A 25,139-nucleotide genomic window follows, 5' to 3' on the forward strand; every position below is an offset into this window, starting at 1 on the left:
GGCGGCGCCGGGGCCGCGGGCGGCGGCGGGGTCAACAGCCGCGGGGCCAGCAGCGCCACGCCGGCGCCGGCCAGCACGCAGACGATCCCGAACACGAGCATCGCCCAGAACGTCCAGCCCATCAGCGGCTTCGGCCGGTACTCGGCGGGGTCGCGCGGCAGGTCGGGGTCGGGCTGGCTCATGCCATCATGGCTTCCGGTCGATGAGGTTGAGCAGCGCCCCTTCCAGGGGGAACGGCGGATAGGCCTTGGCCGCCAGGCGGGTGCGCGCCAGCGGCTTCACAACCGCCTTCGACAGGCCTAGCGCCCGCAGCTGCGGCGCAGGATGGGCCTTGAGCAGCTTTGCCAGCACCTGCGCGGCGCGCGGCGAGTGCAGCAGCACCGCATCGCTCTTGCCCAGCGCCTGCGCCTGGGCCGCGGCGAGATCCACCGGCGCGGTCTCGTACAGCACGAGGCGTCGCGCCTCGACACCATGCTTCTCCAGCTCGCCCGCCAGGTCGCCCGCGGGCTCAGCCGCGCCCGGATGCAGCACCGCGCCGCGCAGCTCGCTGCGCCGCATCGCGATCCCCTCGGCCAGCGCCTCCACGTCGCCGTCGGCCGATAGCACCGACTTGAACCCCGCGGCCCGCGCCGCCTGAGCCGTGGCCGCGCCCACCGCGAACACCTTCAGCCCCCGCTCGCCGCTGACGTCGGCGAAGGCTCGCACGCCGTTGGCCGAGGTGAACGCCAGCGCCGCCACGCCCGAGAGGTCGACGGCCACGTCGGGGAGCACGCGCACGGCCAGCAGGGGGGCGACGATGGCGTCGTGCCCCAGCGCCCGCACCCGCTCGGCGGTGACGTCCGCCCCGGGTTGCGCGCGGGTGATCCAGATCCTCTGCCTGCGGCTCGCCATGCGACAATTCTGTTATCCGAACTGTCGCATTTGCGGGAGTGGAGATACGGCGGGACGCGCCCTCAGAGCACGATGGCGTCGCCGCCCTCGGCCTTCACCACGGCGCCCAGCGACAGGCCCAGGTCGCGGGCCGAGGCCAGCGGGTCGGCCTGCGGGGCGATCTCGGCCGAGCCGGCGTGGCGGAAGCGTTGGCGGCCGTCCGGCGACAGCGCCTCGACGATCAGCTGCAGCGACCCGTCCTCGAGCCAGGCGTGCGCCCCGATCGGCGTCTTGCACGAGCCTTCCAGCGCCGTCAGCGCGCCCCGCTCGGCGGCGACGCACAGCGTCGTGGTCTCGCAGCGCAGGGAGGCGACCCACGGCAGGTCGCGGTCGGCCTCGCGGGTCTCGATGGCGAGCGCCCCTTGCCCCGGCGCCGGCGGGACCTCGCGCGGATCGATCAGGCTCTTCACCTGGTCGCCGAGGCCCAGGCGCCGCAGCCCGGCGTAGGCCAGCAGGATCGCGTCCGCCTCCCCCGCCGCCAGCTTCGCCAGCCGGGTGTCGACGTTGCCGCGCAGCATCTGCACGTCCAGGTCCGGCCGGCGATAGAGCGACTGGGCCTGGCGCCGCAGGCTTGCCGTGCCCAGCTTCGCCCCCTGGGGCAGGTCTTCCAGCCGTTCCACGCCGCGGCTCAGGAAGGCGTCGCGCGGGTCCTCGCGTTCGGGCACGGCGGCGATGCACAGACCGTCCGGCAACAGCGCCGGCATGTCCTTCATCGAGTGCACCGCGCAGTCGATGCGGCCCGCGATCAGCGCCTCCTCGATTTCCTTCGTGAAGAGGCCCTTGCCGCCGATCTCCAAGAGCCGGCGGTCCTGCACCCGGTCGCCGGTGGTGGTGATCACGATCAGCGGCGCGACCTTCTCCACCTCGGCCAGGTTCTCGGGATCGGCGCCCAGCGCGGCGGCGATGCGGCGCTGCATGTGGCCGGCCTGGGCGAGGCTGAGCTTGGAGCCGCGGGCGCCGATACGCACCTGGCCGGGACGGGCGGGCGGTTGCGAAGGCACGGTGGGCGGTCTACCTCGGGAGCGGAAATCGTGAGGCCTGCTACAGGAGCGGGCCGCCCCCGGCAACCGGATGACCGTCACCCACACTGTCCTCGGCCTCGAAACGAGCTGCGACGAAACCGCTGCGGCGGTCGTGCGCCTGCACGCCGACGGCCGCGCCGAGGTGCTGAGCTCGATCGTCGGCAGCCAGATCGCCGCCCACGCCCCGTTCGGCGGCGTGGTGCCCGAGATCGCCGCCCGCGCCCACGTCGAGACCATCGAGACCATCGCCGAGGCCGCGCTGGAAGAGGCCGTGCTGGGCTACGAGGACCTGACCGGCGTCGCCGCCACCGCCGGGCCCGGCCTGGTGGGCGGGGTGATGGTGGGGCTGTCGTTCGGCAAGGCCGTGGCGCTGGCCCGCGGGCTGCCGCTGGTGGCGGTGAACCACCTGGAGGGCCACGCGGTCTCGGCGCGGCTGGGCGCCGACATCGCCTACCCGTTCCTCCTGCTGCTGGTGTCGGGTGGGCATTGCCAGCTCCTGAGCGTCGACGGCATCGGCGCCTGCCGCCGCCTCGGCTCCACCATCGACGACGCCGCCGGCGAGGCCTTCGACAAGATCGCCAAGGCCATGGGCCTGCCCTATCCCGGTGGCCCGGCGCTCGAGAAACTGGCCCAGGGCGGCGACCCGACGGCCTTCGAGCTGCCGCGCATGCTGTTGGGCCGCAAGGACTGCGACTTCTCCTTCTCGGGCCTGAAGACCGCCGCCGCCCGCCTGGCTGAGGGCGTCACCGGCGAGACCCAGCGCCGCGACCTCGCCGCCGCCGTGCAGAACGCCATCGCCAGCCAACTCGCCGAGAGGTCGGACCGCGCCATGAAGGCCTACGCCCAGGAGCACGCCGGCCGGGGCCTGCGCTTCGTGGTCGCCGGCGGGGTCGCCGCCAATCGCACGGTCCGCGCCCGACTGGAGACCGTCGCCACGAAGAATGGCTTCAGCTTCGACGCGCCGCCGCTGGCCTACTGCACCGACAACGCCGCCATGATCGCGCTGGCGGGCGCCGAACGGCTGGCGGCCGGGATCTCCGACCCGTTGGACGCGGTGGCCCGCCCGCGCTGGCCGCTGGACGCCGCGGCCGCCGCAGCGACTCCCACCCACAAGGCCGGCCGCAAGGGCGCGAAAGCATGAAGAAGGCCGGCGTCATCGGCGGCGGGGCCTGGGGCACGGCGCTGGCCCAGGTGTGTGCGCGGGCCGGGCGCGAGGTCACGCTCTGGGCCCGCGAGCCCGAGGTGGTCGAGAGCCTCAACCGCGCGCACGAGAACGCCACCTTCCTGCCCGGTGTCCCGCTGGACCCGCTGATCCGCGCCACTGGCGACTTCGCCGACCTCGCCGGGAGCGACTTGGTCCTGGCCGTCGCCCCTGCCCAGCACACCCGCGCTACGCTCGAGGCCTTCGCCCCGCACGTCCGCGACGGCCTGCCGATCCTGCTCTGCTCCAAGGGCGTCGAGCAGGGCTCGCTGAAGCTGATGACCGAGGTGCTGGCCGAGACCGCGCCCCGGGCCCTGGCCGCCGTGCTGTCGGGCCCCAGCTTCGCCGGCGAGGTGGCCCGCGGCCTGCCCACCGCCGTCACCCTGGCCTGCCCCGACCCCGGCTGCGCCGAGACGCTGGCCGAGGCCATCGCCACGCCGACCTTCCGCCCCTACTTCGCCACCGACATGATCGGCGCCGAGGCCGGCGGGGCGGTGAAGAACGTGCTCGCCATCGGCTGCGGCATCGTCGAAGGCCGCGGCCTGGGCCGCTCGGCGCACGCCGCCCTGATCACTCGCGGCTTCGCCGAACTCACCCGCCTCGCGGTCGCGCTCGGCGGCGAGCCGGAGACGGTCGCCGGCCTCTGCGGCCTGGGCGACCTGGTGCTCACCTGCTCCAGCCCGCAGTCGCGCAACATGAGCGTCGGCCTGGCGCTGGGCCAGGGTATGACGCTGGCCGAGGCGCTGGCCGGCAAGCTGTCGGTCGCCGAAGGCGTCGCCTCGGCCCCGGCCGTCCGCCAGCTTGCCCGCAAGCTCGGCGTCGAGACGCCGATCTGCGAGGCGGTGGCCGCCATCCTGGCCGGCGAAGTCGACGTCGACGATGCGATCCGCGGCCTGCTCTCCCGACCGTTGCGTGAGGAAAACTAGATGCCGCTTTTCGTCCTGCACTGCGTCGACAAACCCCATGCGCTGGAGGTGCGGATGGGCGCGCGCGAGGCGCACCTCGCCTACGTCGGCGGCAAGCGCGACATCCTCAAGTTGGGCGGCCCGATGCTGGACGCGAACGGCGACATGGCGGGCTCGCTCCTGATCGTCGACGTCGCCGACAAGGCCGCCGCCGAGGCGTTCAGCGCGGACGACCCCTACACCAAAGCCGGGCTCTGGCAGCGCGTTGACATCACCGCCTTCAAGGCCACGCTTGGCCATCTCTGAGCCCGACAACCCGGCCCGGCCGCCGGCGGGCGTGCGCCTCTGCGCGCTCAGCGAGATCGAGGATCCCGGCGGCAAGAGCTTCCGCTTCCGCGATGGGACGCGCCTCTTCGCGGGCTTCGTCCTGCGCCGCGGCGACACGGCGGCGGGTTTCGTCGACTCCTGCCCCCACGCGGGCTGGCCGCTCGCCCCGCTCGACGACCGCTACCTCACCCGCGACAAGGCCCACATCCTCTGCGCCGGCCATGGCGCGCTGTTCACCCTCGACGGCCAGTGCATCGCCGGCCCCTGCCACGGCGACCACATAGCGACGTGGCCGGTCGAGGTGCGCGCCGGCGAGGTGTGGACGGCTTAGGTCGGCGCGACCTCGCCGCTGAAGGCCGCCACGTCGTCCAGCAGGGCGGCGGCGGCGGCCTTGACCAGCTCGCCGCCCTTCTCGGGCGTGGCCAGGCCCGGGTCCGAGCCCATGCGGCCGTCGGCGTAGCGGGCGCGGAAGTCGGCAGCCTCGCGGATCGGGCCGGTCGGGGCGATCTGCGGCGCGTAGTTGGCGCTCTTGATGGAGTCCGGATACCCCCACTGGGTCACCGCGATCTCGGACGGAGTCGCGTGGCTGCCGTGGCCCACCGGGAACTGGCGGTTGGCGAGCGCGGTGACGCCGGCGAGGTCCCACCAGTTCTTCAGCTTGCAGGCGAAGCCGCGGTTGCGCCCCGCGTAGCTGGCCTCGGCGTAGAGCTCGGAGAACGCCGCCTCGATGGTCGCCACGTTCCCGCCGTGGCCGTTCAGGAAGTACAGCTTCTCGAACCCGGCGTGGCTGAGGCTGCGGCACCAGTCGCCGATCGCCAGCATGAACGTCGAGGGGCGCAGCGCGATGGTGCCCGGGAAGTCCAGGTGGTGCTGGGCCATGCCGATGTTGAAGGTCGGCGCGACGATGATGTCGCCGCCCTTCTCGGCCTCGTGGGCGATGATCTCCGGGCACAGCCAGTCGGTCCCGAGCAGGCCGGTGGGCCCGTGCTGCTCGTTAGAGCCGATCGGGATCACCACCGTCTTCGAGCGCTTCAGGAAGCCCTCGACCTCGGCCCAGGTGGAAAGGTGCAGCAGCATGCGGACGGGTCCTTGGGAGCTGGGGGTCGCCTTGCCGGCGTCGCCCCCTGCATAGGACCGCGCGCGGGCGACAGTAAATTCGAAACTGCCAGCTTGCCCTCGCCGCGCCCGGCCATGGCTCAGGCCAGCTCCAGGGCGCGCAGGACCATGCCCTGGTCGAAGTAAGGCCGCTCGCAGATCACCTTGTCGCCGCCGGGCGGAAACTCGAACGTGGCGGCCATGCGGACCCGGAAGGCCTTGCCCGTGGGTTCGATCACGCCGGTCGGCGTGCGCAGCGGGCCGAGGTGGGTGCCAGTCAGCCAGAACTCCACCAGCACGGTGTCGCCGCTGTGGGCAATGGCGATGATCTCGTTGCCCTGGTCGGGGAAGGGCGTACGCGAGGCCGCGAAGTAGCCGCGCACCTCCTCCTCGCCGTCGAACACCGCCCCGCTGCCGTACATCTCGTAGCGGGGATGCTCGAAGGTGGCGATCACCGCGTCCCAGTCGCAGACGCATTCGAGGGCCATGTGGTCGCGCACGGTCTGCAGCCGGCGTTCGGCGAGGGTGTCCATGTGAGGTCCTTGGGTCAGCCCAGGCGCACGGGGGCCTGGGGCACGGTGGTCCAGAAGTCGGGGGCGTGGCCGTACATGATCCGCACGCCGCGCGACTGCATCTCGCGCAGGCGGTGGAAGGCGTGGAGCTGGACGGTCATGCCGCCGCCGCTCCTCGCGGCGCCACCAGCATCAGGAAGTTGCGCACCGCCCGGTCCAGCGCCTCGCCGATCACCTCCCGCGGCGAAGGCTCCGGCGGCATCAGGAGGTGCTGCAGCCGCACGAAGGTGAGCCCTGCCATGAAGAGGCGCGCGCATTCCGTCGGGTCCGGCGCATGGATGCGGCCGGCGAGCGTGAAGCGCCGGAAGTAGTCAGCCATCGCCACCACCTCGCGGTCGAACAGGGTCTCGACAAAGTGGGCGCGGTGCTCGGCCATCCGGCTGGGCTCGGCCGAGAGCAGGTCCATGAAGCGCCGCTCGTTCGGGTCGCACCACTGGTCGAGCCAGTCGGCGGCGTAGCGGCGGCAGAAGGCCTCGGGGTCGTCGGCCAGGGCCCGGTAGGCTGGCGAGGCCAGGCGGCTCGCGCCCCGGGCCGGGCCGTAGGCGTCGATCAGGGCGCTGAGGATCGCCGCCTTGCCGTCGAAGTGGTTGTAGAGGCTGCTGGCGCGCATCCCCACCGCGGCGGCGAGCTGGCGCATGGAGGCGCCCGCGTAACCCTGGGTGGCGAAGAGGTCGAGGGCGGCGTCGAGGATCCGGTCCCGGGTGCTTGCTTCCAGCGCGGCATTCATGCACTGGGGTTAACTAACAAACATTCGTTCGTCAATTCGCGCAATGCCGGAATGACGGCAGACGCAGGTGGAGGACACACCCATGCCCGAGCCGCACGTGAGGCCGGTCGACGCGGCGACGCGCTCCAGTCTTAGTATGCTGGTCAGCCGCGTAGTGCTGGTTGGGAGGCGAGGGGATGCCGACGGGACTGTTCGACGACCTGCTTGTCATTGATTGCGCGAGCTTCATCGCCGGGCCGGCCGCGGCGACGGTGTTGAGCGATTTCGGCGCCCGGGTGATCAAGATCGAACCGCCGGTGATCGGCGACGCCTACCGCAATCTCTTCCGGCTGCGGGGCACGCCGGACGACATCGACTATTTCTGGGCCCTCGACTCGCGGAACAAGGAGAGCCTGGCGCTGGACCTGCGGCGTCCGGAGGCGCAGGCGGTCCTGCAGACGTTGGTCAGGAAGGCCGACGTCTTCATCACCAACATCCCCTTCCCGGCGCGCGAACGGCTGGGCGTGCGCGCCCAGGACCTGATGCCGCTGAACAGCCGGCTGATATACGCGTCGCTCTCGCCCTACGGCGAACTCGGCCCCGAGCGCGACCGGACCGGTTTCGACGCCACGGTCTGGTGGGCCCGCTCGGGCCTGATGGACATGGTGCGCCCCACGGCCGACGCCGAGCCCGCGATCTCGATGCCGGGGATGGGCGACCATCCGACCGCGATGGCGATGTATGGCGCGATCGTCACCGCGCTCTACAAGCGCCAGCTCACCGGCGAGGGCGCGGAGGTCACGACCTCGCTGCTGGCGAACGGCCTGTGGGCGAACGGGTGCCAGGTGCAGGCGGCGCTGTGCGGCTACGAGCTCATGACCCGCCCGAAGCGTGGGGAGCGTGGCGCGCTCAACGAGATGTACCGCGCCGCCGACGGCCGCCATTTCATCATCGCCAGCACCAACCCGGCCCGCGACTGGCCGCTGCTGGCGCGGGCGATGGGCCACGCCGAGTGGCTGGACGACCCGCTCTTCGCCACGCCCGAGGCCCGGTTCGCGAACGGCCCGATCCTTGTGGCCAGGTTCGACGAGATGTTCGCGCGGGAGCCCTTTGCGCACTGGGCGAAAGTGCTGGCCCATGGCGACGTGACCTTTGGCATCGTGGCCTCCGTCTACGACCACCTCGCCGACGACCAGATCGACGCCAACGGCCTGTTGCCGCAGATCACCGACAGCTGGGTGCGCACCGTGGACAGCCCCTTCCAGATCCGCGGCGAGGCGAAGTCGCCGCCCCGCATGGCGCCGGGCATCGGCGAGCACACCCGGGCGCTCCTGCAGGAATTCGGCTGCTCCCCGGCGGAGATCGAGGCGCTGGTCGCGGAGTAGGCGCTCGGGGAACGCGGGCCCCCGAGGATGCACCTTCGGCGACGACTAGGGGCGAGCTGGACCGTTGGCTTGGCGCTCGAGGCCTGGGACTTGGGATGATCGCCGGCCGCCCTCGAATGGACGCGCCGCCTGCTGGCCGCTCGGCATGCAAATAGGCGCTCCTCCCGCCAGCGCGCGGGCGTCCGCGGGCGCCGCTCGTCGAACCAAGACAGGTTGCGCGGGTTGAACCGGAGGAGGCCGGCGCCATGCGCATCCTGATGATCTATGGAACGACCGAGGGCCACACGCGCGAGCTGTGCAATTTCGCGGCTTCACGGCTACGGGAACGCGACCTTCCGACGACGGTCGAGGAAGCGGGCCACGATCCGCACCACCCTGATCCCTCGCCCTACGACGTTGTGTTCTTGGCCGCATCGCTGCACGTGGGCCGCTATCAGCCGCGGCTCATGGAGTACGCCCGCACCCATCACGCCACGTTGAACAAGATCCGCAGCGCCTTCATCTCGGTCTCTCTGTCGGCCGCCGGAGAGAACCCGCACGACTGGGAAGGACTCGAGCAGTGCCTTGCGCGCTTCGAGCACGAGACCCTGTGGACGCCATCCGCCGTCCATCACGCAGCGGGGGCGATACGCTACAGCCAGTATGACTTCTTCAAGCGGCTCGCGATGAAGCACATCGCAGCCAAGCGCGGGCAGCGCACGGTCCTCTCGCGTGACTACGACCTGACGGACTACGACGCGCTCTCCAGATTCGTGCTGGATTTCGTGGGAGCGCCTGCCGCCGCGGCGGACGCAAAAGCGGGATAGCCCGCTATCCGATCAGCGTCCCGCCCCCTCTCAGTTCAAGTCCGCGCCGCGTTGCTCGCTTGCGGTCGTTCTCTACGCGCCAGATCGACGGCGCCATCGCCTGACCGCGCTACCGGCGCGGATCGCCCTGAGTCGCCTGCGACCTGGATCGTCAGGTCCATCGCCTTCATGCCGACCAGCCGCCAATGGTCCTTGCCCTTGGCGAAGGTCAGCAGGCAGTCGGAGGCCGCCGCGTCCTTCAGGCAGGCGCGCTTGGCGTCCACCCTGCGCATCAGGGGCGCCACCTGTTTCGGCGTGGGCGCCGCCGTGAGTGCGGCGCCCGAGCCGTCCACAACGCGCACCTTGTCCGGGCTGATCATGCGGTCGAGCGCGAACTCCGACGGCCCGCCGTCCACCTCCAGCGCGGCCGCCTTCGCCAGCGCGGTGACCTGGCGGCGGACGTCCTCGCGGACGGCCTTGCGGTCGATCTGGGCCTCGAAGGCGATGCGGTCGCCGCTTAGCGCCGCCGCCAGCAGCCGGCTCGCGCTCTCGATCGCGCCACGGGGCGCAGCGCCGTTGCAGGCGGCCAGCGGCAGGGCGACGGCGACGAGGACCGAAAGGAATCGCATCGGCGGGAAGATGCAGAGCGCCGCCGCGGCCCGCAAGCTGAGCCGCGGCGCCCGCGACTAGAGGCCGCCACCCTTCAGGGGCCGCCGCGACCAGCCCGAGTAGGTGATCGCCGTCGGCGGCGGGAACTCGGCATAGAGCCGGCCCGTCAGGCCGCTGCCGCTCTCGAGGTCGACGCGGACGAGGGCGCCGGCCGGCGTCCTCTCCCGCGCCAGTCGGAAGACCCAGCCCACCGGCGTGTTGGCCGCATCGGGGAAGTGCCTCAGCACGTCGGGTCGCTCGCTGGAGGGCTCGACGACGCCGCGGTCGACGCCGTCCACCCAGACGCGCAGGCGCTCGATGCGTGCGCCCGCCGTCCGCTCGTGGGCCCAGCCGGCGAATTCGACGTCGCCGTTGGTGAGGGCGGTCGCCGTCTCGAACCCGCCCATCGGCGTGCTCGCCACCCTCAGCCCGTCGAGACTGCGGCCCGGACCGGCCACGACGTAGAGGTCCTGGTTCTCGTAGGCGCCCTTGCCGAAGCGGCGATAGGTCGGCGCGCCGGGCAAGCCCGCGACCGCGGCGGCCACATAGGCCTCAGTCACATAACTCATGCCGTAGATGTCGTAGTCCAACGAGCCGCTCTCGCTGGTCCGGTAGAAGCTGAGGCCCGACGGGTCGGGCGTTTCGCCCGCGGGCAGGAAGCCGACGTCGTGGACGCTGAACGCCAGCACCCCGCCCGGCGCCACCATCGCGTAGAGCCGCTGCAGCCACCGCTCGAAGAGGCCGCTCGGCAGGTGCGAGAAGAGCGAGCCCACGAACACGATGTCGTGCGTCCCGGCGTGGGTGACCGCGTCCGGATCGGGCGCCGAGACCACCGTGTTCACGCCGAACGCGTTGGCCTGCCAGGCCATGGCGTCGGCATAGATGTCGCTGACCCAGATCTGCTCCGGCCGCAGGCGCTGCTCGAGCAGGCGCGTCAGGCGGCCGTAGCCCGAGGCGAAGTCCATGACGCTGGAGAGGTTCGAAAAGCCCCCGAACACCTGGTCCACGATCTGGCGGTAGGTGTCGAAGAAGCGCAGCGTCGACTCGGTGAACTTGAACGCGGCGATGTCCACGTCGCGCTCGTAGTTCGGCAGCAGCGCCTTGAAGAACATCTCGTCTGCGCCCGGCAGCGGTCGCCAGAAGCGCTCCGGGTCGATGCCGTAGTGGCTCAGGTTGTCGAGGATGAAGCGCCGGTAGGTGGGCGACACCGCGTCGAACGGAAGATCTTCGTCGGCCATGATTCCATACCGTTTGGCGCTGGGGAGGCGGTGGAATCGCCCATGCCGCGGGCCGGCGCAAGGCGCTCCTGCCGTCTTGCCGAACCCGCATTGCGCGGGCGGCTGCGTCCGCCTATTCCGTTCGCGACGTCCCCGGGAGGTAGCAAGGTGTCCGACGGCGAAGTGTTTCCGGTGCCAGCTGAGTGGGCTGAGAAGGCCCACATGAACGCGGCGGCCTACGAGGCGGCGGTGCAGCGGGTCGAGAGCGACCCGGAGGGCTACTGGCGCGAGATCGGCGAGCGGCTCACCTGGATCAAGCCGTTCAGCGAAGTGAAGGACGTCTCCTTCGACAAGGCCGACTTCCACATCAACTGGTTCTCGGACGGCGTGCTGAACGTCAGCGCCAACTGCCTGGACCGGCATCTCGCGACCCGCGGCGACCAGGTGGCGATCATCTGGGAAGGCGACGACGGGACCTACTACCCGATCACCTACCGCGACCTGCACGCCGACGTCTGCCGCTGGGCCAACGTGCTGAAGTCCAAGGGTGTCAAGAAGGGCGACCGCGTCACCATCTACCTGCCGATGATCCCCGCGGCGGCGGCCTCGATGCTGGCCTGTTCGCGGATCGGGGCCATCCATTCGGTGGTGTTCGGTGGCTTCTCGCCCGACAGCCTGGCGGGCCGCATCCAGGATTGTGACTCGAAGATCGTCATCACCGCCGACGAGGGCCTGCGGGGCGGCAAGATCGTGCCCCTGAAGCTCAACGTCGACGAGGCGCTGAAGACCTGCCCGGGCGTAACCGACGTGATCGTGGTCAAGCGCACCGGCGGGAACGTGCCGATGGCCGCCGGCCGCGACGCCTATTTCGCCGACCTGAAGCAGACGGTCTCGACCGAGTGCGAGCCCGAGCCGATGGGCGCCGAGGACCCGCTGTTCATCCTCTACACCTCGGGCTCCACGGGTAAGCCCAAGGGCGTGCTGCACACCACCGGCGGCTACCTGGCCTGGGCCAGCTGGACCCACGAGGTGGTGTTCGACTACCGGCCAGGCGAGGTCTTCTGGTGCACCGCCGACGTGGGCTGGGTCACCGGCCACAGCTACGTGGTCTACGGCCCCCTGGCGAACGGCGCGACATCGCTGATGTTCGAAGGCGTGCCCAACTACCCGAACTCGTCGCGGTTCTGGGAAGTCTGCCACAAGCACAAGGTGGAGATCTTCTACACCGCGCCCACGGCGCTCAGGGCGCTGATGCGTGAGGGCGACGACCCGGTGAAAGCCTGGCCGCGCGACACCATTCGCCTGTTGGGCACCGTGGGCGAGCCGATCAACCCCGAGGCTTGGCTCTGGTACCACCGGGTGGTGGGCGAGGGCCGCTGTCCGATCGTCGACACCTGGTGGCAGACCGAGACGGGCGCCTGCCTGATGAGCCCGCTGCCCGGCGCGCATGCGCTGAAGCCCGGCTCGTGCGCCAAGCCGCTGCCCGGCGTGAAGCCCATGCTGGTCGACGCCGAGGGCTTGGAGTTGACCGGCGCGATCAGCGGCAACCTCTGTATCACCGACGCATGGCCCGGCATCATGCGCACGGTCTACGGCGACCATCAGCGCTTCATCGACACCTACTTCTCCACCTATCCCGGCAAGTACTTCACCGGCGACGGGGCCCGCCGCGACGCCGACGGCTACTACTGGATCACCGGCCGGGTGGACGACGTGATCAACGTGTCCGGCCACCGCCTGGGCACGGCCGAGATCGAGAGCGCGCTGGTGGCGCACACCGCCGTCGCCGAGGCCGCGGTCGTGGGCTATCCGCACGACATCAAGGGCCAGGGCATCTACTGCTACGTGACGCTAAAGGTCGGCGTTGAACCCACCGAGGCGCTCCTGGCCGACCTGCGCGGCTGGGTGCGGCGCGAGATCGGGCCGTTCGCGGCGCCCGACGTGATCCAGTTCGCGCCCGGCCTGCCCAAGACCCGCTCGGGCAAGATCATGCGCCGCATCCTGCGCAAGATCGCCGAGGACGACCTCACCAACCTCGGCGACATCTCCACCCTGGCCGAGCCCGCGGTCGTCGACGACCTGGTGAAGAACCGCGCGGGCCGCGGCGACGACGAGGCGCACATCGGCGGCAAGCGCGTCTCCTGCACCGAGCTCGAGGCCGTGCTCGCCGGTCACACCGCCGTGGCCGAGGCCGCCGTGGTGGCGGTCGACGCACCCGGCGGCGAGGTCCTCTGGGCCTTCGTCACGCCTGACCCCGACATCATGGCGTCGGACGTCCTGGCGGCGGACATCAAAGGCTTCATGCGCCGGGAGGTGGGCGACCACGCCGCGCCGGCCTTCGTGATCTTCGGCCCGCTGCCGAAGACCCCGGCGGGGGAAGTGCTGCGTCCGGTGCTGCGCCGCATCGCCGAGACTGGCGAGGCCGGCGACACGTCGGGCCTCGAGGACCCGGCGGTGCCGGCGGCGCTGGCGAAGCTGCGGGCCGAAGCCCTCGCCTAGTGGCGGCTGAGCTTCCGCGGGCGCTGAAGGCCGCGATCGACCGCGAGCTCGCCGGGGCCTCGCGCCGCGACCTGGCCGACCGCACCGCGGCGACCACCGAGGCCTACCGCGCCGGCCGTGGCTCGGCGTCGGTGATCAAGGGCCGCGAGGATGCGCTGGCCTATGCGCTGGCCCGCCTGCCGGCCACCTACGCCGCTTGCGGCGCGGTCTTCGCCGAGGCGCGGCGGACCGCGCCAGACTTTGCGCCGCGGTCCCTGCTGGACGCCGGCTGCGGCCCCGGCGGCGGCAGCTGGGCGGCGCGCGAGGCCTGGGGCTCGCTCGACGCCATCGCCTGGTTCGACGCCAGCGCGCCGTTCCTCGACCTGGCGAAGCGCCTGGCCGGCGACGACCTGGCGGCGACCTCCACCCGCGGCGACCTGGCGGCCGGCCCGTTCCCCAGGGCCGACCTGGTGCTCGCCAGCTACGCCCTGGCCGAAATCTCGCCGGCCGCCCAGCCGCGGGTGGTGGCGAGCCTCTGGGCCGCGACGGAGGGCCTGCTGGCGATCGTCGAGCCCGGTACGCCGGCCGGCTACGCCCGCCTGCTGGCCGCCCGCGAGGCGCTGATCGCCGCCGGCGCGACGATCCTCGCGCCGTGTCCGCACCACCTCGCGTGCCCGCTCACTGCGCCCGACTGGTGCCATTTCAGTGTCCGCCTGCCGCGCTCGCGCGACCACAAACTGGCCAAGGGCGCCGAGGTCCCCTTCGAGGACGAGAAGTTCGCCTACCTGCTGGCCGCCCGCCCCGGCGTCGCCACCGAGCCGCGCGCGCCACGGGTGCTCGCGCGACCCAAGGCCGGCAAGCCGGGCATCGAGCTCAAGCTCTGCACCGAGCCCGGCGCCCTCGAACGCCGCTTCGTCCCCCGCCGCGACAAGGCCGCCCACGCGATCGCCCGTCGCCTCGATTGGGGTGACGCCCTCTAGTTGGACCCGGCCAGCGCGTCGCGCAGCCGCTGAACCTGCCGGTTGAGTTGTCCGAGTTCCTCGAGGCTCATGCCCGCCTTCTTCAGCAGCGCTTCGCCCAGGCAGGCGCTCTCCTCACGCATGTCGCGGCCCTTGTCGGTCAGCCGCACCTGCACCTGCCGCTCGTCCTGCGGATTGCGGCGTCGTCCGAGGAATCCGGCCGCCTCGAGCCGCTTCACCAGCGGCGTGATGGTGCTGGGCTCCAGGGCCAGCCGCTCGGCGATGGCCGAAATCGTCAACCCGTCGGTTTCCCAGAGCGCATGCAGCACCAGGTACTGGGGATAGGTCAGCCCCAGCCGGTCGAGCAGCGGCTTGTACGCCCGGTTGATGGCAAGGTCCGCGCCGTAGATCGAGAAGCACAGCTGGCGATCGAGCGGCTGCTGGCGGGAAGCGGTCATGCAGATACATATCGCGATAAAAGATGCCTTGACAAGGATCGAGGGTCGACCTAGCTATTAATTATTGCAATAAACATTATCGCAAACCAATCAGGAGATCCCATGTCCGTGCTCTACACCGCCCAAGCCACCGCCACTGGCGGCCGCACCGGGACCGCGACGTCGTCCGACGGTCGGCTGGACGTGGCCCTCGACACCGTGAAGCAGCTGGGTGGCTCCGGCGGTGCGGGGACCAACCCCGAACAGCTGTTCGCCGCGGGCTACGCCGCCTGCTTCCTCGGCGCGCTGAAGTTCGTGGCCGGCAAGGAGAAGGTGGCGATCCCAGCCGATACGGCGGTGACCGCCGACGTGGGCATCGGCCCGCGCGCCGACGGCGGCGGCTTCGGTCTGACCATCGGCATCAGCGTGACGATCCCCGGGCTCGACAAGGCGAAGGCCGAAGACCTCGTCGCCAAAGCGCACGTCGTCTGCCCCTACTCGCACCTGACCCGCGCAGGCGCCGACGTGACGCCGGTCGTCGCCTAACCGGCCGTCTTCGTCGGGAACGGCACCACGGCGGCCGCCTGCTCCGCGAGGCGCTGGCGGCCCCGCTCTTCGCTCTGCCGGATGATCTGCTGCAGGTAGGGGGCCATGAAGTCGATGAAGGCGCGCACCCGCGGGGTGTCCTTCAAGTCGCGGCGCGTCACGATCCACGAGCTGGCCCGCGACTCCTCGATCGAGTCGGAGCAGCGCAGGAGGTCGTAGTCCGGGTCGGCGATCGTGCACGGCAGGGCGCCGATGCCCAGGCCGGCCTTCACCGCGTGCACCAGGCTGCCCATGCTGTTCGAGCGCGTGATCGGCGGCTTGCCGCCCGAGTGGCGCATCATCCACGACGCGGCCGGGATCTCGCCCATGTCCATCGCCACGTCGATCAGGTCGTGGTCCTTGAGGTCGTCCGGCGAGGCGGGCACGCCGCGGCGGGCCGCGTAGTCGCGGCTGCAGTAGAGCGCCATCTCGTGGTCGGCGACCTTGCGCGCCACGAGGTCGGACTCCGCCAGCGCGCGGCCGGTGCGGATGGCGAGGTCGGCCTCGCCGTTCTCCAGGTCGAGCGCACGGTCGGTGATCACCAGGTCCACCTGCACGTCGGGATGCACCTTGCGGAATTCCACCAGCGCCGGGATCACCATGGTGTTGGCGACCAGCTCGTTGGTGGTGAGCCGGAGCGCGCCGGAGACGCCGCGCATCTGGCCGGCGGCCTGGTTGGCGAAGCGGATAGCCGCCCGCTCCACGTTCTCGGCCTCGGGGATCAGGTTCTGGCCGCTCTCGGTCAGGCGGCTGCCCGTCTGGCCGCGCTCGAACAGCTTGAAGCCCAGGTCGTGCTCCAGGCTCTCGATGCGGCGCGCGACGGTGGTCTGGTTGACGCCCAGCGCCTTGGACGCCGCCAGGGTCGAGCCGCCGCGGGCGACGGCCAGGAACGCCTTCAGGTCATTCCAATCGTACATGGCGCCATTCTGCGGTTGCGCAGAGCCAACCTGCAAGAGCGCTTATGGTCAAGCGGCGCCTTCCGGACGTATCTGCCGGGCCAGTCGAACGCGAGAGCCGGCGAAACGGCCCCGAAGCGAGAAAAAGGTGTGTGTCCATGAAGCTTTACTGCGATCCGATCTCCACGACGTCGCGCCCGGTGCTGATGTTCATCGCCGACCACGGGCTGGACGTGGAGGTCGTGAAGGTTGACCTGATGGCGGGCGGCCACCGGGACCCGGAGTACCTGGCGCTGAACCCGAACGGCATCGTGCCATTCCTGGTCGACGGCGACTTCCGGCTGGGCGAGTCCGCTGCGATCCTGAAGTACCTCGCGCTCCGCAGCGGCTCGGCGGCCTATCCGGCCGACCTGCCGGCGCAGCTCAAGGCGGACGAGGCGCTGTCGTGGTTCGCCACCCAGTTCCACGAGTATTTCTGCGTCATGGTCTGCTACCCGAACATGGGCGTGCCGCACGGCATGTCCCCGGCCCAGCTCGGCGACCTGATGGCTTACGGCCACGAGCACGCGCCGCGCTGGCTGAAGGTGCTGGACGAACACATGCTGGCCGGCCGCGCTTACGTCTGCGGCGACCAAATCAGCCTCGCCGACTACCTGGGCCTGTCGTTCGTGCTGCTGGGTGGCCTCGCGAACTACGACTTCTCGTCCTACCCCAACATCACGGCCTGGATCGCCCGCATGCAGGCGCGGCCGTCCTACGCGCCCACCTACGCCGCCTTCGACACCATGGTCGCCTTCATGCGCCCGCAGGAAGCGGCCTGACGACACAGCTTGCGAGCCCATGTGGCGAAGTCCCCATCGCCACATGACACGCTCGTAAGCTTCACGCGTCCCGGTTGGGTGCTAAGGAGTCCCCACAGCGCGCTGTCAGGCGAAGTGGATCCCGGTTCGCCGCCCGGGCAGCGCGCCATCCAAAGCGAGCTTGAGCGCGGCCAACCGGCCGCGCTCGGGCCCCAACCGGGATGCCTCATGCTTCGTACCGCTCGCGCCGTCGGTCTGGCGCTGCTCTTCGCCACCTCCGCCCTCGCCCCGGCCGTGATGGCCGCGCCGGCGCAGGCGGCGGAAGTCCCTCCGATCCAGTTCACGGAACGCACCCTGGCCAACGGCCTGAAGGTGTTCACGTCCCTCGACCGGGCGACGCCGAACGTCTCGGTGCAGGTCTGGTACGGCGTAGGCTCCAAGGACGACCCACAGGGCCGTTCGGGCTTCGCCCACCTCTTCGAGCACCTGATGTTCAAGGCGACGCGGAACATGCCGTCCGAGACGTTCGACCGGCTGACCGAGGACGTCGGCGGCTTCAACAACGCCTCCACCGCCGACGACTTCACCGACTACTACGAGGTCGTGCCCGCCAATCACCTCGAGCGCCTGATCTGGGCCGAGGCCGACCGGATGAGCACGCTGGTGGTCGACGAGGCGGTCTTCAAGTCCGAGCGCGACGTCGTGAAGGAGGAGCTGCGCCAGCGCGTGCTGGCCTCGCCCTACGGCCGGCTGATGGCGCTCTACCTGCCGCAGGCCAGCTACACGACCCATCCCTACAAGCGCCCCGGCATCGGCTCGATCGAGGAGCTGGACGCCGCCACCGTCGACGACGTACGCGCCTTCCACCGCACCTACTACCGGCCCGACAACGCCGCCCTGATCGTCGTCGGCAATTTCGATCAGGCGAAGCTGGACGGCTGGATCGACCGGTACTTCGCGCCGCTGAAGAAGCCTGACACGCCGCTGCCCAGGGTGACGGTGAAGGAGCCGCCGCGCACCAAGGCCGGTGTCTTCGACGGCTACGGCCCGAACGTGCCGCTGCCGGCGGTGGTGCTGTCGTGGCAGGGGGCGGCCGCGTCCGATCCCGACGCCCCGGCGCTGAAGGTGCTGGATGCGATCCTGTCGGCCGGCAAGTCGTCGCGGCTCTACAACAGCCTCGTCTACGACAAGCAGGTCGCGGTCGAGGCCTTCTCCCAGGCCGACCTGCCGCAGGACCCCGGCCTGGTGCTGGTGGGCGCGATCATGTCGAACGGGAAGACGCCGGCTGAGGGCGAGGCCGCGCTGCTGGCCGAAGTGAAGCGCCTGCGCGACGCGCCGCCGACCGCTGCGGAGCTCTCGGAGGCGAAGAACGAGCTGCTCGCCTCGGCGCTGCGCGAACGCGAGACCATCGAGGGCCGCGCCAGCGCCCTGGGGTACGCCCTGATCGTTGACGGCGATCCCAAGGCCGTGAACACCGAACTTGCCGAGCTCCAGGCCGTGACCGCCGCCGACGTGCAGCGTGTGGCGAAGAAGTACCTCGCCGAAGACCGCCGGATGACCATCCGCTATCGGCCGGAGAGCGAGCGGCCGAAGGGCGAGACGGCCCCGGCCGCGCCGACCCCGCCGAAGACGGTGGCGAGCTACGACGGACCCGTCTTCACCCTCGCCCCCGAGGCCGAGCGCGTGAAGGCGCCGGTGATCGGCGAGCCGGTCCAGCCGGTGCTGCCGAAGCCCGCCGAGAAGACGCTGGCGAACGGCCTGCGCGTCATCGTCGCCCGCTCGTCCGACCTGCCGCTGGTCACCGCCGACCTCACGGTGAAGACGGGCGCCTGGGCCGACCCGCCGGGCCTGGCGGGCGCCGCCAACATGATGGCCGGCATGCTCACCGAGGGCACGAAGACGCGCTCGGCCCAGCAGGTGGCGAGCCAGGTCGAGAGCCTGGGCGCCTCGCTGAGCTCGGGCGGCGGGCTGGAGACGTCGTCGGTGACGCTGAACGCCATGCCCGACAAGCTGAAGGACGCCCTGGCCATCATGGCCGACGTGGCCCGCAATCCGGCCTTCGCGGCCGAGGAGCTGGACCGCCAGCGCGACCAGGCGCTGGACGGCCTGCGCGTCGCCTACCAGCAGCCCGGCTCGGTGGCGGGCTTCGCCGTCGCGCCGGTGATCTTCGGCGGCACGCCGTTCGGCCACGTGGCGCAGGGCACGCCGGAGTCGCTCACGAGGCTGAAGCCGACCGACCTCGCCGCCCTGCACGGCGCGGCGTTCCGGCCTGACAACGCGATCCTGGTGCTGATCGGCGACATCTCGGCCGACCAGGGCTTCGCGCTCGCCGAGCAGGCGTTCGGCGACTGGAAGAAGCCGGCCGCGCCGCTAGCCCCTCCGCCCACGATCGCGCCCGCCGGCAAAGTCCGCGCGGTGGCGATCGACATCCCCGGCACCGCCCAGGCGTCGGTCAACGTCATGAAACCCGCCATCGCGCGCACCGACCCGGACTACTATCCGGCGATCGTGGCCTCGACGGTGCTGGGCGGCGGCTACTCGGCCCGCCTGAACCAGGAGATCCGGATCAAGCGCGGCCTATCCTACGGCGCCCGAGCGAGCCTCTCTACGGCGCGCACCACGGGCTCGTTCCGCGCCAGCGCCCAGACCAAGAACGAGTCCGCGACCGAGGTCCTGGACCTGATCAACGCCGAGCTCGACAAGATGGCCGCCGCGCCGGCCGGCGCCGACGAGCTGAAGGCGCGCAAGTCGGTGCTGGTGGGCGATTACGGCCGCGAGCTGGCCACCTCGGGCGGCCTGGCCAACATCCTCGGCGACTACGCCCTCTATGGCGTCTCGCTGGACGAGATCGGCCGCTACACGGCCAAGGTGGAGGCGGTCGACGCAGCCCAGGTGCAGGCGTTCTCGAAGCGCGCCTTCAGCCCGGCGCAGGCCAGTGTCGTCGTGGCGGGCGACGCCAAGGTCTTCGCGCCGGCCCTGAAGGCCAAGCTGCCCGCCCTGGAGGTCGTGCCGGTGAGCGAGCTCGACCTGGAGAGTCCAACGCTGCGGAAGCCGAAGTAGGCCTCAGGCGCTGAACAGGAAGCCCGCCTCGACACCGAACTGGGGTGGGACGGCCAAGCTGCCGCTTTCCATCTCGGCGAACCGGGCGCCCGCAGCGGTGAGCGCGGCGGCGGTCACGGCGAGATCGGCCACGCGGACGCGGATGGCGCGGCGGACCTTCGCGCCCGGGAAGGCGTCGTCGAACGTCGCCTGCGGCCAGTACTCGAGCGCCTGGTGGTCCAGGAACCTCGCCGCGGTCGCCGCGGCCGGGCCCGGCGCCTCGCCGCCGAAGATCAGCGCCGTCACGGCCTGCGCCCCGTTGGCGTGCTCCTGCCACGCGGGCAGCAGGTCGACGCACGGCCAGGCGTGCTGGATCACCGCCAGCACGAGGGGCGCGATGCGGGAGCGCAGGCCCGAGTAGGCGAACCGCTCGTGGGGCAGGCTGTCGTCGTCGGCCCAGCCGCGCTCCAGGTGGAACGACTCCTCGGGATTGAGCGCCGCCAGCTCGCGGCGCGTGGCCGCGAGGTCGGGCGTACGGAACAGCACCGACATCGGCGCGCCCGGCGTGCGGGGCTGATCGCCGAACAGCAGGTCGAACCAGCCGTCGCGGGTGAACACGCAGCGGCCGCGCCAGGCGGCGTCCGGATGGTCCGGGGCCGTGTAGCGGCTGGGCGGCGACAACGTGAAGCCGAGCCGCGCGAACCCCTCGGCGAGCGCCTCCGGGTCGGGGCTGTAGAACGGGATGTGGTCCAGCGGCAGCATGGTCAGCCCGCCCTCATCGTCCAGCGCGAGAGGTCGCGTTCGCGGGCCATCAGCGCAAGGCCGGCGGCGATGGATTCCAGCTCGGCGCCCGTTTCGATCCGCTCGCTCGCGAAGCGCCGGTGGAAGATCGCGCGCACGGCGGGCACGAGCGACGAGCCGCCGGTGAGGAAAATGCGGTCGATCCGGTCGGCCGCGAGGTTGGCGTCGGCGAGCGCCGCGTCGACCGCCGTCTCGATCTGGGCGAGCTCGGGCGCGATCCAGCCTTCGAAGGTTGCGCGCTGCACGTCGCGGACGATGGCGATCGAGCCGGCCTCGAAGCGAAACTCGGCCGAGGTCTCGGCGGACAGCGTCTCCTTCAGCCGCGAGACCGAGCGGTAGAGGCGGTAGCCGTAGTTCTCGTCCAGCACCTCGATCAGCTGGGCGATCCGCGCGGGGTCCTTGGCCTGGCGTTCTAGCGCGCGGATCTCGCGCATGTCGCGGCTGGCGCGCAGCAGGGCCAGCTGGTCCCAGCGGGCGAAGGCCGCGTAGTACTTGTAGGGAATGGGCAGCGTCTTGCCGAACGAGACGTAGTCGCCGCCCTTGCCCAGCTCGGGCGAGACCAGGTTGTCGATGATCCGGTAGTCGAAGGCGTCGCCCGCCACGCCCACGCCGGCGCGCCCCAGCGGGATCGCGCGCACCTCGCCGGCGTGACGCTCGAAGCGGATGATCGAGAAGTCCGAGGTGCCGCCGCCGAAATCGCCCACCAGCACGGTGGCGTCGCGGTCCAGCTCGCGGGCGAAGAAGAACGCCGCGCCGACCGGCTCGTAGGCGTAGAGCACCTCCTTCACGCCCATCCGGTGGAAGGCGATTTCGTAGCGCTTGAGCGCCAGGGCCTCGTTCGGCGAGGCGCCCACGAACCTCACCGGCCGCCCCACGATCACGCGGTCAGGGAGCGCCTTGAGCTCGGCCCCCGCGTAGTCGCGCACCTTCAGCAGGAACGTCGAGAGCAGGTCCTCGAACCGATAGCGGCGGCCGAGGATCTGGGTCTCGGTGAAGCTTTCCTGCGCCGAGAAGCTCTTGAAGCTCTGGATGAACCGCGTCTCGGCGGGGTCCTCCACGTAGGCCTCGATCGCCCACGGGCCCGCCGAGATCGAGCGCTCCGATGGCAGGTCGGGCGGCGCATAGAACGAGAGGCACGAGCGGAAGGCGAACAGCTCCCCGTCCGTCGCGGGGAACTTCACGAGGTGGGCGGGACCGTCCTCGTCCGCCAGGGAGAGGACGGTGTTGGTGGTCCCGAAGTCGATGCCGAGACTGTAACTTCGACCGTTCATCGGCCGCGCTCCTTTGCCGGGGAGGGACGACGGACCGCCCGCTCCCCGAAAGGCGCGCGATCCCTAGGTGCGGATAGCGCTCCGCATCATTCGGCCAGCTCCACGAGCGGGCGGTCGTAGGCGCAGACGGTGGCCATCTGAAGGATCCGGGAGACCGAAGCGCCCAGCGGGCAGATCTGCACCGGCTTCTCCAGGCCCAGCAGCACCGGGCCGATCACCTCGGCGCCGCCCAGGGACTGGATGAGCTGGGTGGAGATCGCCGCCGAGTGGATGGCCGGCATGATCAGCACATTGGCCGGGCCGGTGAGGCGCATGAACGGATAGGCGCCGCGCGATGTGGGGTCCAGCGCCAGCTCCGGCGGCATCTCGCCCTCGTACTCGAAGTCGATGCCGTCCATCTCGTCCAGCATGGCCACCGCCTGGCGCACCCGCTCGGACCGCTCGCCCATCGGATTGCCGAAGGTGGAGTAGCTCATGAAGGCCACCTTGGGCTCGTAGCCCAGGGTCTTGACCGCCCGCGCGGCCTCGATGGCGATCTCGACCAGCTCCTCGGCGACCGGCATCTCGGTGACGTTGGTGTCGGCGATGAAGAGCGTGCGGCCCTTGGCCATCACGATGCTCATGCCGATCACCCGGCCATCCGCCGAGGGATCGATGACGTTCAGCACCTCTTCCAGCACCTGGTCGAAGTTGCGGGTGACGCCGGTGACCATCCCGTCGGCGTGGCCCAGGGCCACCATCGCGGTGGCGAAGGCGTTGCGGTCCTGGTTGATCAGGCGCTGCACGTCGCGGCGGAGGAAGCCCTCGCGCTGCAGACGGGCGTAGAGATAGTCGACCGCGGCCTCGTTCCAGGACGACACCCGGGCGTTCAGCACCTCGATGCCGGCCTCCTCGGGCTCGAGGCCCGCGGCGCGCATGTTCTCGTGCACCAGGTCCTCGCGGCCCACCAGAACCGCCTGGCCCAGGCCCTGGGCCTGGAAGGCGTAGGCGGCCCGGATCACCGACTGTTCCTCGCCCTCGGCGAAGACGATCTTCTTCCGCGGGCCCGACAGCACCGCGCCCTGCAGCTTCTGCAGGAACGCGGCCGTGGGATCGAGGCGCTGCGCCAGCGAGGCCCGGTAGGCGTCCATGTCCTCGATCGGCTTGCGCGCCACGCCGGTGTCCATGGCCGCCTGGGCGATGAACGGCGGCACGTACGACAGGAGCCGCGGATCGAACGGCGTCGGGATGATGTACTTCGGGCCGAACTTCAGCTGCACGCCGCCGTAGGCCGCCACCACCTCGTCGGGCACGTCCTCGCGGGCCAGCTCCGCCAGCGCCCGCGCGCAGGCGATCTTCATCTCCATGTTGATCCGCCGCGCCCGCACGTCGAGGGCGCCGCGGAACAGGTAGGGGAAGGCCAGCACGTTGTTGACCTGGTTCGGGTAGTCGCTGCGCCCGGTCGCCACGATGGCGTCGGGACGCACCTCATAGACCTCTTCCGGCGTGATCTCCGGGTCAGGATTGGCCATGGCGAAGATGATCGGCTGCGGCGCCATGGTCTTGATGTGCTCCTGGCTGAGCGCACCCTTGGCCGACACGCCGATGAACACGTCCGCGCCGTCCAGCGCCTCGGCGAGCGTGCGCTTGTCGGTGTCGATGGCGTGGGCCGACTTCCACTGGTTCATGTCTTCGGGACGGCCGCGCCACAGCACGCCCTTGCGGTCCACGGCGATGACGTTCTCGTGCTTCACGCCCATGGCCTTCATCAGGCCCAGGGTGGCGATGCCGGCCGCGCCGGGGCCGTTCAGTACGACCTTCACCTCGTCGATCTTCCGGCCCGTGATCTCGCAGGCGTTGATCAGGCCGGCGGTGCAGATGATCGCGGTGCCGTGCTGGTCGTCGTGGAAGACGGGGATATCGAGCAGCTCCTGCAGCTCGGTCTCGATGCGGAAGCAGTCCGGCGAGCGGATGTCCTCTAGATTGATCCCGCCGTAGGTGACCCCGATGTTCTTGACGACGGTGATGATCTCGTCGGGGTCGGTGCAGGTCATCTCGACGTCCAGGGCGTCGACGTCGGCGAAGCGCTTGAACAGCACGCCCTTGCCTTCCATCACGGGCTTGGACGCCAGCGCGCCCAGGTTGCCAAGCCCCAGGATCGCCGTGCCGTTGGAGATCACGGCCACCAGATTGCCCTTGGAGGTGTACTCGTAGGCGAGCTCCGGATCCCGCGCGATGGCCAGCACAGGAACGGCGACGCCCGGCGAGTAGGCGAGGCTGAGGTCCCGCTGGGTGCCCATCGGCTTGGTGGGGATGATGCCGATCTTCCCGGGGGTCGGGTAGCGGTGGAAGCTCAGCGCCTCCTCATCCGTGAAGGTGCGTTTTTCGACTTGGTCCATGCGTGTCCCGCCCCGTCCCCTTGATCCAAACCCGGTAAGGAAGCGGCCAACCTATAGAGACGAACGGACAGGGACAACGCTTCGCGGCCGGCTGGGCCGTAGGAACCATCCCCAGGGACGCGGGTTGTGTGAGGCCGGGCGTGGGGGCGCGCATATGGGAGCATGCATGCCAATGAACCAACGCCTCGCCTTCGCCGCTGCGGCGATCCTCAGCCTGTCCGCCGCACCGGCCCTGGCCCAGACGTCCCCGGCCGCCGCCGACCCGGCGGCTCCGCCGAGCACTTCGGCCACACCTCCGGCCGATGAACCTGCGGACACCTCCGCGAGCACCAGCCCGTCCACCGCGGGCGCGGCCAGCGCGTCGGCCGCCGGCGCGGACGTCGCGGTGAAGACCGGCATGTCCGTGAAGGACAACACCGGCGCCACCATCGGTCAGATCAGCGAGGTGAAGACCGGCGCCGACGGCAAGAAGACGGCCACCATCAAGATGGGCGCCGACAGCTTCGCGGTCGACACGGCCAGCCTGGCGATCGCCGGCGACGCCGCCACGGTCAACGCCAGCCAGGCCGAGATCAAGAAGATGCTCAAGAAGTAGCGCGTTCCCGAGAACCGGAAACGAAAGGGCGGCCCGCGAGGGCCGCCCTTCTGCTGTCGGACGCCCCTTCTGTCTCAGGCGATCGCCATGCGCCGGCGGCGGAGCAT

At 70.8% G+C, this 25,139-nt stretch carries 25 protein-coding genes and 2 pseudogenes; 13 read left to right on the top strand and 14 right to left on the bottom strand.

The window, feature by feature from the left end:
* The 3 genes and pseudogenes from VGD44_RS24975 to hemC all read right to left on the bottom strand — a co-directional run.
* Nucleotides 1-182, bottom strand: a pseudogene (locus VGD44_RS24975) (hypothetical protein); the annotation flags it as partial.
* 4 nt (nt 183-186) lie between these two features.
* Nucleotides 187-891, bottom strand: a complete 705-nt coding sequence (locus VGD44_RS24980) for a uroporphyrinogen-III synthase (RefSeq protein ID WP_331091227.1) — start codon at nt 889-891, stop codon at nt 187-189.
* 62 nt (nt 892-953) lie between these two features.
* Entirely contained in the window at nt 954-1,931 is a 978-nt protein-coding gene (gene hemC, locus VGD44_RS24985) for a hydroxymethylbilane synthase (protein WP_331091229.1), read from the bottom strand.
* A gap of 70 nt (nt 1,932-2,001) precedes the next feature.
* Here hemC and tsaD point away from each other — a divergent pair, with 70 nt between their 5' ends.
* From tsaD to VGD44_RS25005, 4 genes are read left to right on the top strand one after another with little or no spacing between them, the layout of a single operon-like run.
* Nucleotides 2,002-3,093 carry a tRNA (adenosine(37)-N6)-threonylcarbamoyltransferase complex transferase subunit TsaD gene (tsaD, locus tag VGD44_RS24990; protein WP_331091231.1) on the top strand — a complete coding sequence of 364 codons (1,092 nt, stop codon included), beginning with the start codon at nt 2,002-2,004 and terminating at the stop codon, nt 3,091-3,093.
* Nucleotides 3,090-4,079 carry an NAD(P)H-dependent glycerol-3-phosphate dehydrogenase gene (locus VGD44_RS24995; protein WP_331091233.1) on the top strand — a complete coding sequence of 330 codons (990 nt, stop codon included), beginning with the start codon at nt 3,090-3,092 and terminating at the stop codon, nt 4,077-4,079. Before tsaD ends, VGD44_RS24995 begins: the two co-directional genes overlap by 4 nt.
* Nucleotides 4,080-4,364, top strand: coding sequence for a YciI family protein (locus tag VGD44_RS25000; RefSeq protein WP_331091235.1), 285 nt, complete (start codon nt 4,080-4,082; stop codon nt 4,362-4,364).
* Nucleotides 4,351-4,716, top strand: coding sequence for a Rieske (2Fe-2S) protein (locus VGD44_RS25005; RefSeq protein WP_331091238.1), 366 nt, complete (start codon nt 4,351-4,353; stop codon nt 4,714-4,716). The genes VGD44_RS25000 and VGD44_RS25005 overlap by 14 nt, the downstream gene beginning before the upstream one ends.
* Here VGD44_RS25005 and VGD44_RS25010 read toward each other — a convergent pair.
* From VGD44_RS25010 to VGD44_RS25025, 4 genes are all read right to left on the bottom strand, one after another.
* Nucleotides 4,713-5,462: a creatininase family protein gene (locus VGD44_RS25010; protein WP_331091240.1), complete on the bottom strand. Its 750-nt coding sequence runs from the start codon at nt 5,460-5,462 to the stop codon at nt 4,713-4,715. The genes VGD44_RS25005 and VGD44_RS25010 overlap by 4 nt on opposite strands.
* Before the next feature lie 119 nt (nt 5,463-5,581).
* A complete protein-coding gene (locus tag VGD44_RS25015; RefSeq protein ID WP_331091242.1) occupies nt 5,582-6,013 on the bottom strand; it encodes a nuclear transport factor 2 family protein in 432 nt (143 codons plus the stop codon).
* 14 nt (nt 6,014-6,027) lie between these two features.
* Complete coding sequence (locus VGD44_RS25020) at nt 6,028-6,153, bottom strand: hypothetical protein (RefSeq protein ID WP_331091243.1); 126 nt, start codon at nt 6,151-6,153, stop codon at nt 6,028-6,030.
* Nucleotides 6,150-6,779, bottom strand: a complete 630-nt coding sequence (locus VGD44_RS25025; RefSeq protein WP_331091244.1) for a TetR/AcrR family transcriptional regulator — start codon at nt 6,777-6,779, stop codon at nt 6,150-6,152. Before VGD44_RS25025 ends, VGD44_RS25020 begins: the two co-directional genes overlap by 4 nt.
* Before the next feature lie 176 nt (nt 6,780-6,955).
* Here VGD44_RS25025 and VGD44_RS25030 point away from each other — a divergent pair, with 176 nt between their 5' ends.
* Entirely contained in the window at nt 6,956-8,143 is a 1,188-nt protein-coding gene (locus VGD44_RS25030) for a CaiB/BaiF CoA-transferase family protein (RefSeq protein WP_331091245.1), read from the top strand.
* A 245-nt stretch (nt 8,144-8,388) separates the two neighbouring features.
* On the top strand, nt 8,389-8,949 hold the full coding sequence (locus tag VGD44_RS25035; RefSeq protein ID WP_331091247.1) for a flavodoxin domain-containing protein: 561 nt from the start codon (nt 8,389-8,391) through the stop codon (nt 8,947-8,949).
* A 35-nt stretch (nt 8,950-8,984) separates the two neighbouring features.
* Here VGD44_RS25035 and VGD44_RS25040 read toward each other — a convergent pair whose 3' ends face one another.
* Nucleotides 8,985-9,557, bottom strand: coding sequence for a hypothetical protein (locus VGD44_RS25040; protein WP_331091250.1), 573 nt, complete (start codon nt 9,555-9,557; stop codon nt 8,985-8,987).
* A 57-nt stretch (nt 9,558-9,614) separates the two neighbouring features.
* On the bottom strand, nt 9,615-10,814 hold the full coding sequence (locus VGD44_RS25045; protein ID WP_331091251.1) for a class I SAM-dependent methyltransferase: 1,200 nt from the start codon (nt 10,812-10,814) through the stop codon (nt 9,615-9,617).
* A 201-nt stretch (nt 10,815-11,015) separates the two neighbouring features.
* On the opposite strand from VGD44_RS25045, the pseudogene acs reads away from it, so the two are divergent.
* The 3 genes and pseudogenes from acs to VGD44_RS25060 all read left to right on the top strand — a co-directional run.
* Nucleotides 11,016-12,893: pseudogene (gene acs / locus VGD44_RS25050) on the top strand (acetate--CoA ligase); the annotation flags it as partial.
* Nucleotides 12,894-12,953: 60 nt separating this feature from the next.
* Entirely contained in the window at nt 12,954-13,292 is a 339-nt protein-coding gene (locus VGD44_RS25055) for an AMP-binding enzyme (protein ID WP_331091270.1), read from the top strand.
* On the top strand, nt 13,292-14,251 hold the full coding sequence (locus VGD44_RS25060; RefSeq protein WP_331091252.1) for a small ribosomal subunit Rsm22 family protein: 960 nt from the start codon (nt 13,292-13,294) through the stop codon (nt 14,249-14,251). The genes VGD44_RS25055 and VGD44_RS25060 overlap by 1 nt, the downstream gene beginning before the upstream one ends.
* Here VGD44_RS25060 and VGD44_RS25065 read toward each other — a convergent pair.
* The gene (locus tag VGD44_RS25065; protein WP_331091253.1) at nt 14,248-14,688 is read right to left on the bottom strand and encodes a MarR family transcriptional regulator; all 441 of its coding nucleotides are present in this window, start codon (nt 14,686-14,688) and stop codon (nt 14,248-14,250) included. The genes VGD44_RS25060 and VGD44_RS25065 overlap by 4 nt on opposite strands.
* A gap of 102 nt (nt 14,689-14,790) precedes the next feature.
* On the opposite strand from VGD44_RS25065, the gene VGD44_RS25070 reads away from it, so the two are divergent.
* Nucleotides 14,791-15,213, top strand: coding sequence for an organic hydroperoxide resistance protein (locus VGD44_RS25070; RefSeq protein ID WP_331091254.1), 423 nt, complete (start codon nt 14,791-14,793; stop codon nt 15,211-15,213).
* On the opposite strand, the gene VGD44_RS25075 is transcribed toward VGD44_RS25070, so the two are convergent.
* The gene (locus tag VGD44_RS25075; protein ID WP_331091256.1) at nt 15,210-16,169 is read right to left on the bottom strand and encodes a LysR family transcriptional regulator; all 960 of its coding nucleotides are present in this window, start codon (nt 16,167-16,169) and stop codon (nt 15,210-15,212) included. The genes VGD44_RS25070 and VGD44_RS25075 overlap by 4 nt on opposite strands.
* Nucleotides 16,170-16,306: 137 nt before the next feature.
* On the opposite strand from VGD44_RS25075, the gene VGD44_RS25080 reads away from it, so the two are divergent.
* Both VGD44_RS25080 and VGD44_RS25085 read left to right on the top strand, forming a co-directional pair.
* On the top strand, nt 16,307-16,969 hold the full coding sequence (locus tag VGD44_RS25080; protein ID WP_331091258.1) for a glutathione S-transferase family protein: 663 nt from the start codon (nt 16,307-16,309) through the stop codon (nt 16,967-16,969).
* Between the two features lie 207 nt (nt 16,970-17,176).
* Nucleotides 17,177-20,008 (top strand): pitrilysin family protein, encoded by a 2,832-nt coding sequence (locus tag VGD44_RS25085; protein ID WP_331091260.1) that lies wholly within the window; start codon nt 17,177-17,179, stop codon nt 20,006-20,008.
* A gap of 3 nt (nt 20,009-20,011) precedes the next feature.
* Here VGD44_RS25085 and VGD44_RS25090 read toward each other — a convergent pair whose 3' ends face one another.
* The 3 genes from VGD44_RS25090 to VGD44_RS25100 all read right to left on the bottom strand — a co-directional run bounded on the left by VGD44_RS25090 (nt 20,012) and on the right by VGD44_RS25100 (nt 24,437).
* Entirely contained in the window at nt 20,012-20,749 is a 738-nt protein-coding gene (locus VGD44_RS25090; RefSeq protein ID WP_331091262.1) for a VOC family protein, read from the bottom strand.
* A gap of 2 nt (nt 20,750-20,751) precedes the next feature.
* Nucleotides 20,752-22,059 (bottom strand): Hsp70 family protein, encoded by a 1,308-nt coding sequence (locus tag VGD44_RS25095; protein ID WP_331091264.1) that lies wholly within the window; start codon nt 22,057-22,059, stop codon nt 20,752-20,754.
* A gap of 86 nt (nt 22,060-22,145) precedes the next feature.
* Nucleotides 22,146-24,437 carry an NADP-dependent malic enzyme gene (locus VGD44_RS25100; protein WP_331091266.1) on the bottom strand — a complete coding sequence of 764 codons (2,292 nt, stop codon included), beginning with the start codon at nt 24,435-24,437 and terminating at the stop codon, nt 22,146-22,148.
* A gap of 172 nt (nt 24,438-24,609) precedes the next feature.
* Here VGD44_RS25100 and VGD44_RS25105 point away from each other — a divergent pair, with 172 nt between their 5' ends.
* The gene (locus VGD44_RS25105) at nt 24,610-25,032 is read left to right on the top strand and encodes a hypothetical protein (protein ID WP_331091268.1); all 423 of its coding nucleotides are present in this window, start codon (nt 24,610-24,612) and stop codon (nt 25,030-25,032) included.
* Nucleotides 25,033-25,139 lie beyond the last annotated feature (107 nt).

Origin of the sequence: Phenylobacterium sp. (assembly GCF_036402295.1) — a bacterium.
Lineage (GTDB): Bacteria > Pseudomonadota > Alphaproteobacteria > Caulobacterales > Caulobacteraceae > Phenylobacterium.

Bases quoted from the DNA above. Each gene is read 5' to 3' on its own strand.
- VGD44_RS24980 (WP_331091227.1), bottom strand. From the start codon at position 891: ATGGCGAGCCGCAGGCAGAGGATCTGGATCACCCGCGCGCAACCCGGG.
- VGD44_RS25040 (WP_331091250.1), bottom strand. From the start codon at position 9,557: ATGCGATTCCTTTCGGTCCTCGTCGCCGTCGCCCTGCCGCTGGCCGCC.
- VGD44_RS25075 (WP_331091256.1), bottom strand. From the start codon at position 16,169: ATGTACGATTGGAATGACCTGAAGGCGTTCCTGGCCGTCGCCCGCGGC.
- VGD44_RS25030 (WP_331091245.1), top strand. From the start codon at position 6,956: ATGCCGACGGGACTGTTCGACGACCTGCTTGTCATTGATTGCGCGAGC.
- VGD44_RS25010 (WP_331091240.1), bottom strand. From the start codon at position 5,462: ATGCTGCTGCACCTTTCCACCTGGGCCGAGGTCGAGGGCTTCCTGAAG.
- VGD44_RS24995 (WP_331091233.1), top strand. From the start codon at position 3,090: ATGAAGAAGGCCGGCGTCATCGGCGGCGGGGCCTGGGGCACGGCGCTG.
- VGD44_RS25085 (WP_331091260.1), top strand. From the start codon at position 17,177: ATGCTTCGTACCGCTCGCGCCGTCGGTCTGGCGCTGCTCTTCGCCACC.
- VGD44_RS25090 (WP_331091262.1), bottom strand. From the start codon at position 20,749: ATGCTGCCGCTGGACCACATCCCGTTCTACAGCCCCGACCCGGAGGCG.
- VGD44_RS25105 (WP_331091268.1), top strand. From the start codon at position 24,610: ATGAACCAACGCCTCGCCTTCGCCGCTGCGGCGATCCTCAGCCTGTCC.
- VGD44_RS25070 (WP_331091254.1), top strand. From the start codon at position 14,791: ATGTCCGTGCTCTACACCGCCCAAGCCACCGCCACTGGCGGCCGCACC.
- VGD44_RS25000 (WP_331091235.1), top strand. From the start codon at position 4,080: ATGCCGCTTTTCGTCCTGCACTGCGTCGACAAACCCCATGCGCTGGAG.
- VGD44_RS25035 (WP_331091247.1), top strand. From the start codon at position 8,389: ATGCGCATCCTGATGATCTATGGAACGACCGAGGGCCACACGCGCGAG.
- VGD44_RS25025 (WP_331091244.1), bottom strand. From the start codon at position 6,779: ATGAATGCCGCGCTGGAAGCAAGCACCCGGGACCGGATCCTCGACGCC.
- VGD44_RS25100 (WP_331091266.1), bottom strand. From the start codon at position 24,437: ATGGACCAAGTCGAAAAACGCACCTTCACGGATGAGGAGGCGCTGAGC.
- VGD44_RS25080 (WP_331091258.1), top strand. From the start codon at position 16,307: ATGAAGCTTTACTGCGATCCGATCTCCACGACGTCGCGCCCGGTGCTG.
- VGD44_RS25065 (WP_331091253.1), bottom strand. From the start codon at position 14,688: ATGACCGCTTCCCGCCAGCAGCCGCTCGATCGCCAGCTGTGCTTCTCG.
- VGD44_RS25095 (WP_331091264.1), bottom strand. From the start codon at position 22,059: ATGAACGGTCGAAGTTACAGTCTCGGCATCGACTTCGGGACCACCAAC.
- VGD44_RS25020 (WP_331091243.1), bottom strand. From the start codon at position 6,153: ATGACCGTCCAGCTCCACGCCTTCCACCGCCTGCGCGAGATGCAGTCG.
- VGD44_RS25045 (WP_331091251.1), bottom strand. From the start codon at position 10,814: ATGGCCGACGAAGATCTTCCGTTCGACGCGGTGTCGCCCACCTACCGG.
- VGD44_RS25015 (WP_331091242.1), bottom strand. From the start codon at position 6,013: ATGGACACCCTCGCCGAACGCCGGCTGCAGACCGTGCGCGACCACATG.
- tsaD (WP_331091231.1), top strand. From the start codon at position 2,002: ATGACCGTCACCCACACTGTCCTCGGCCTCGAAACGAGCTGCGACGAA.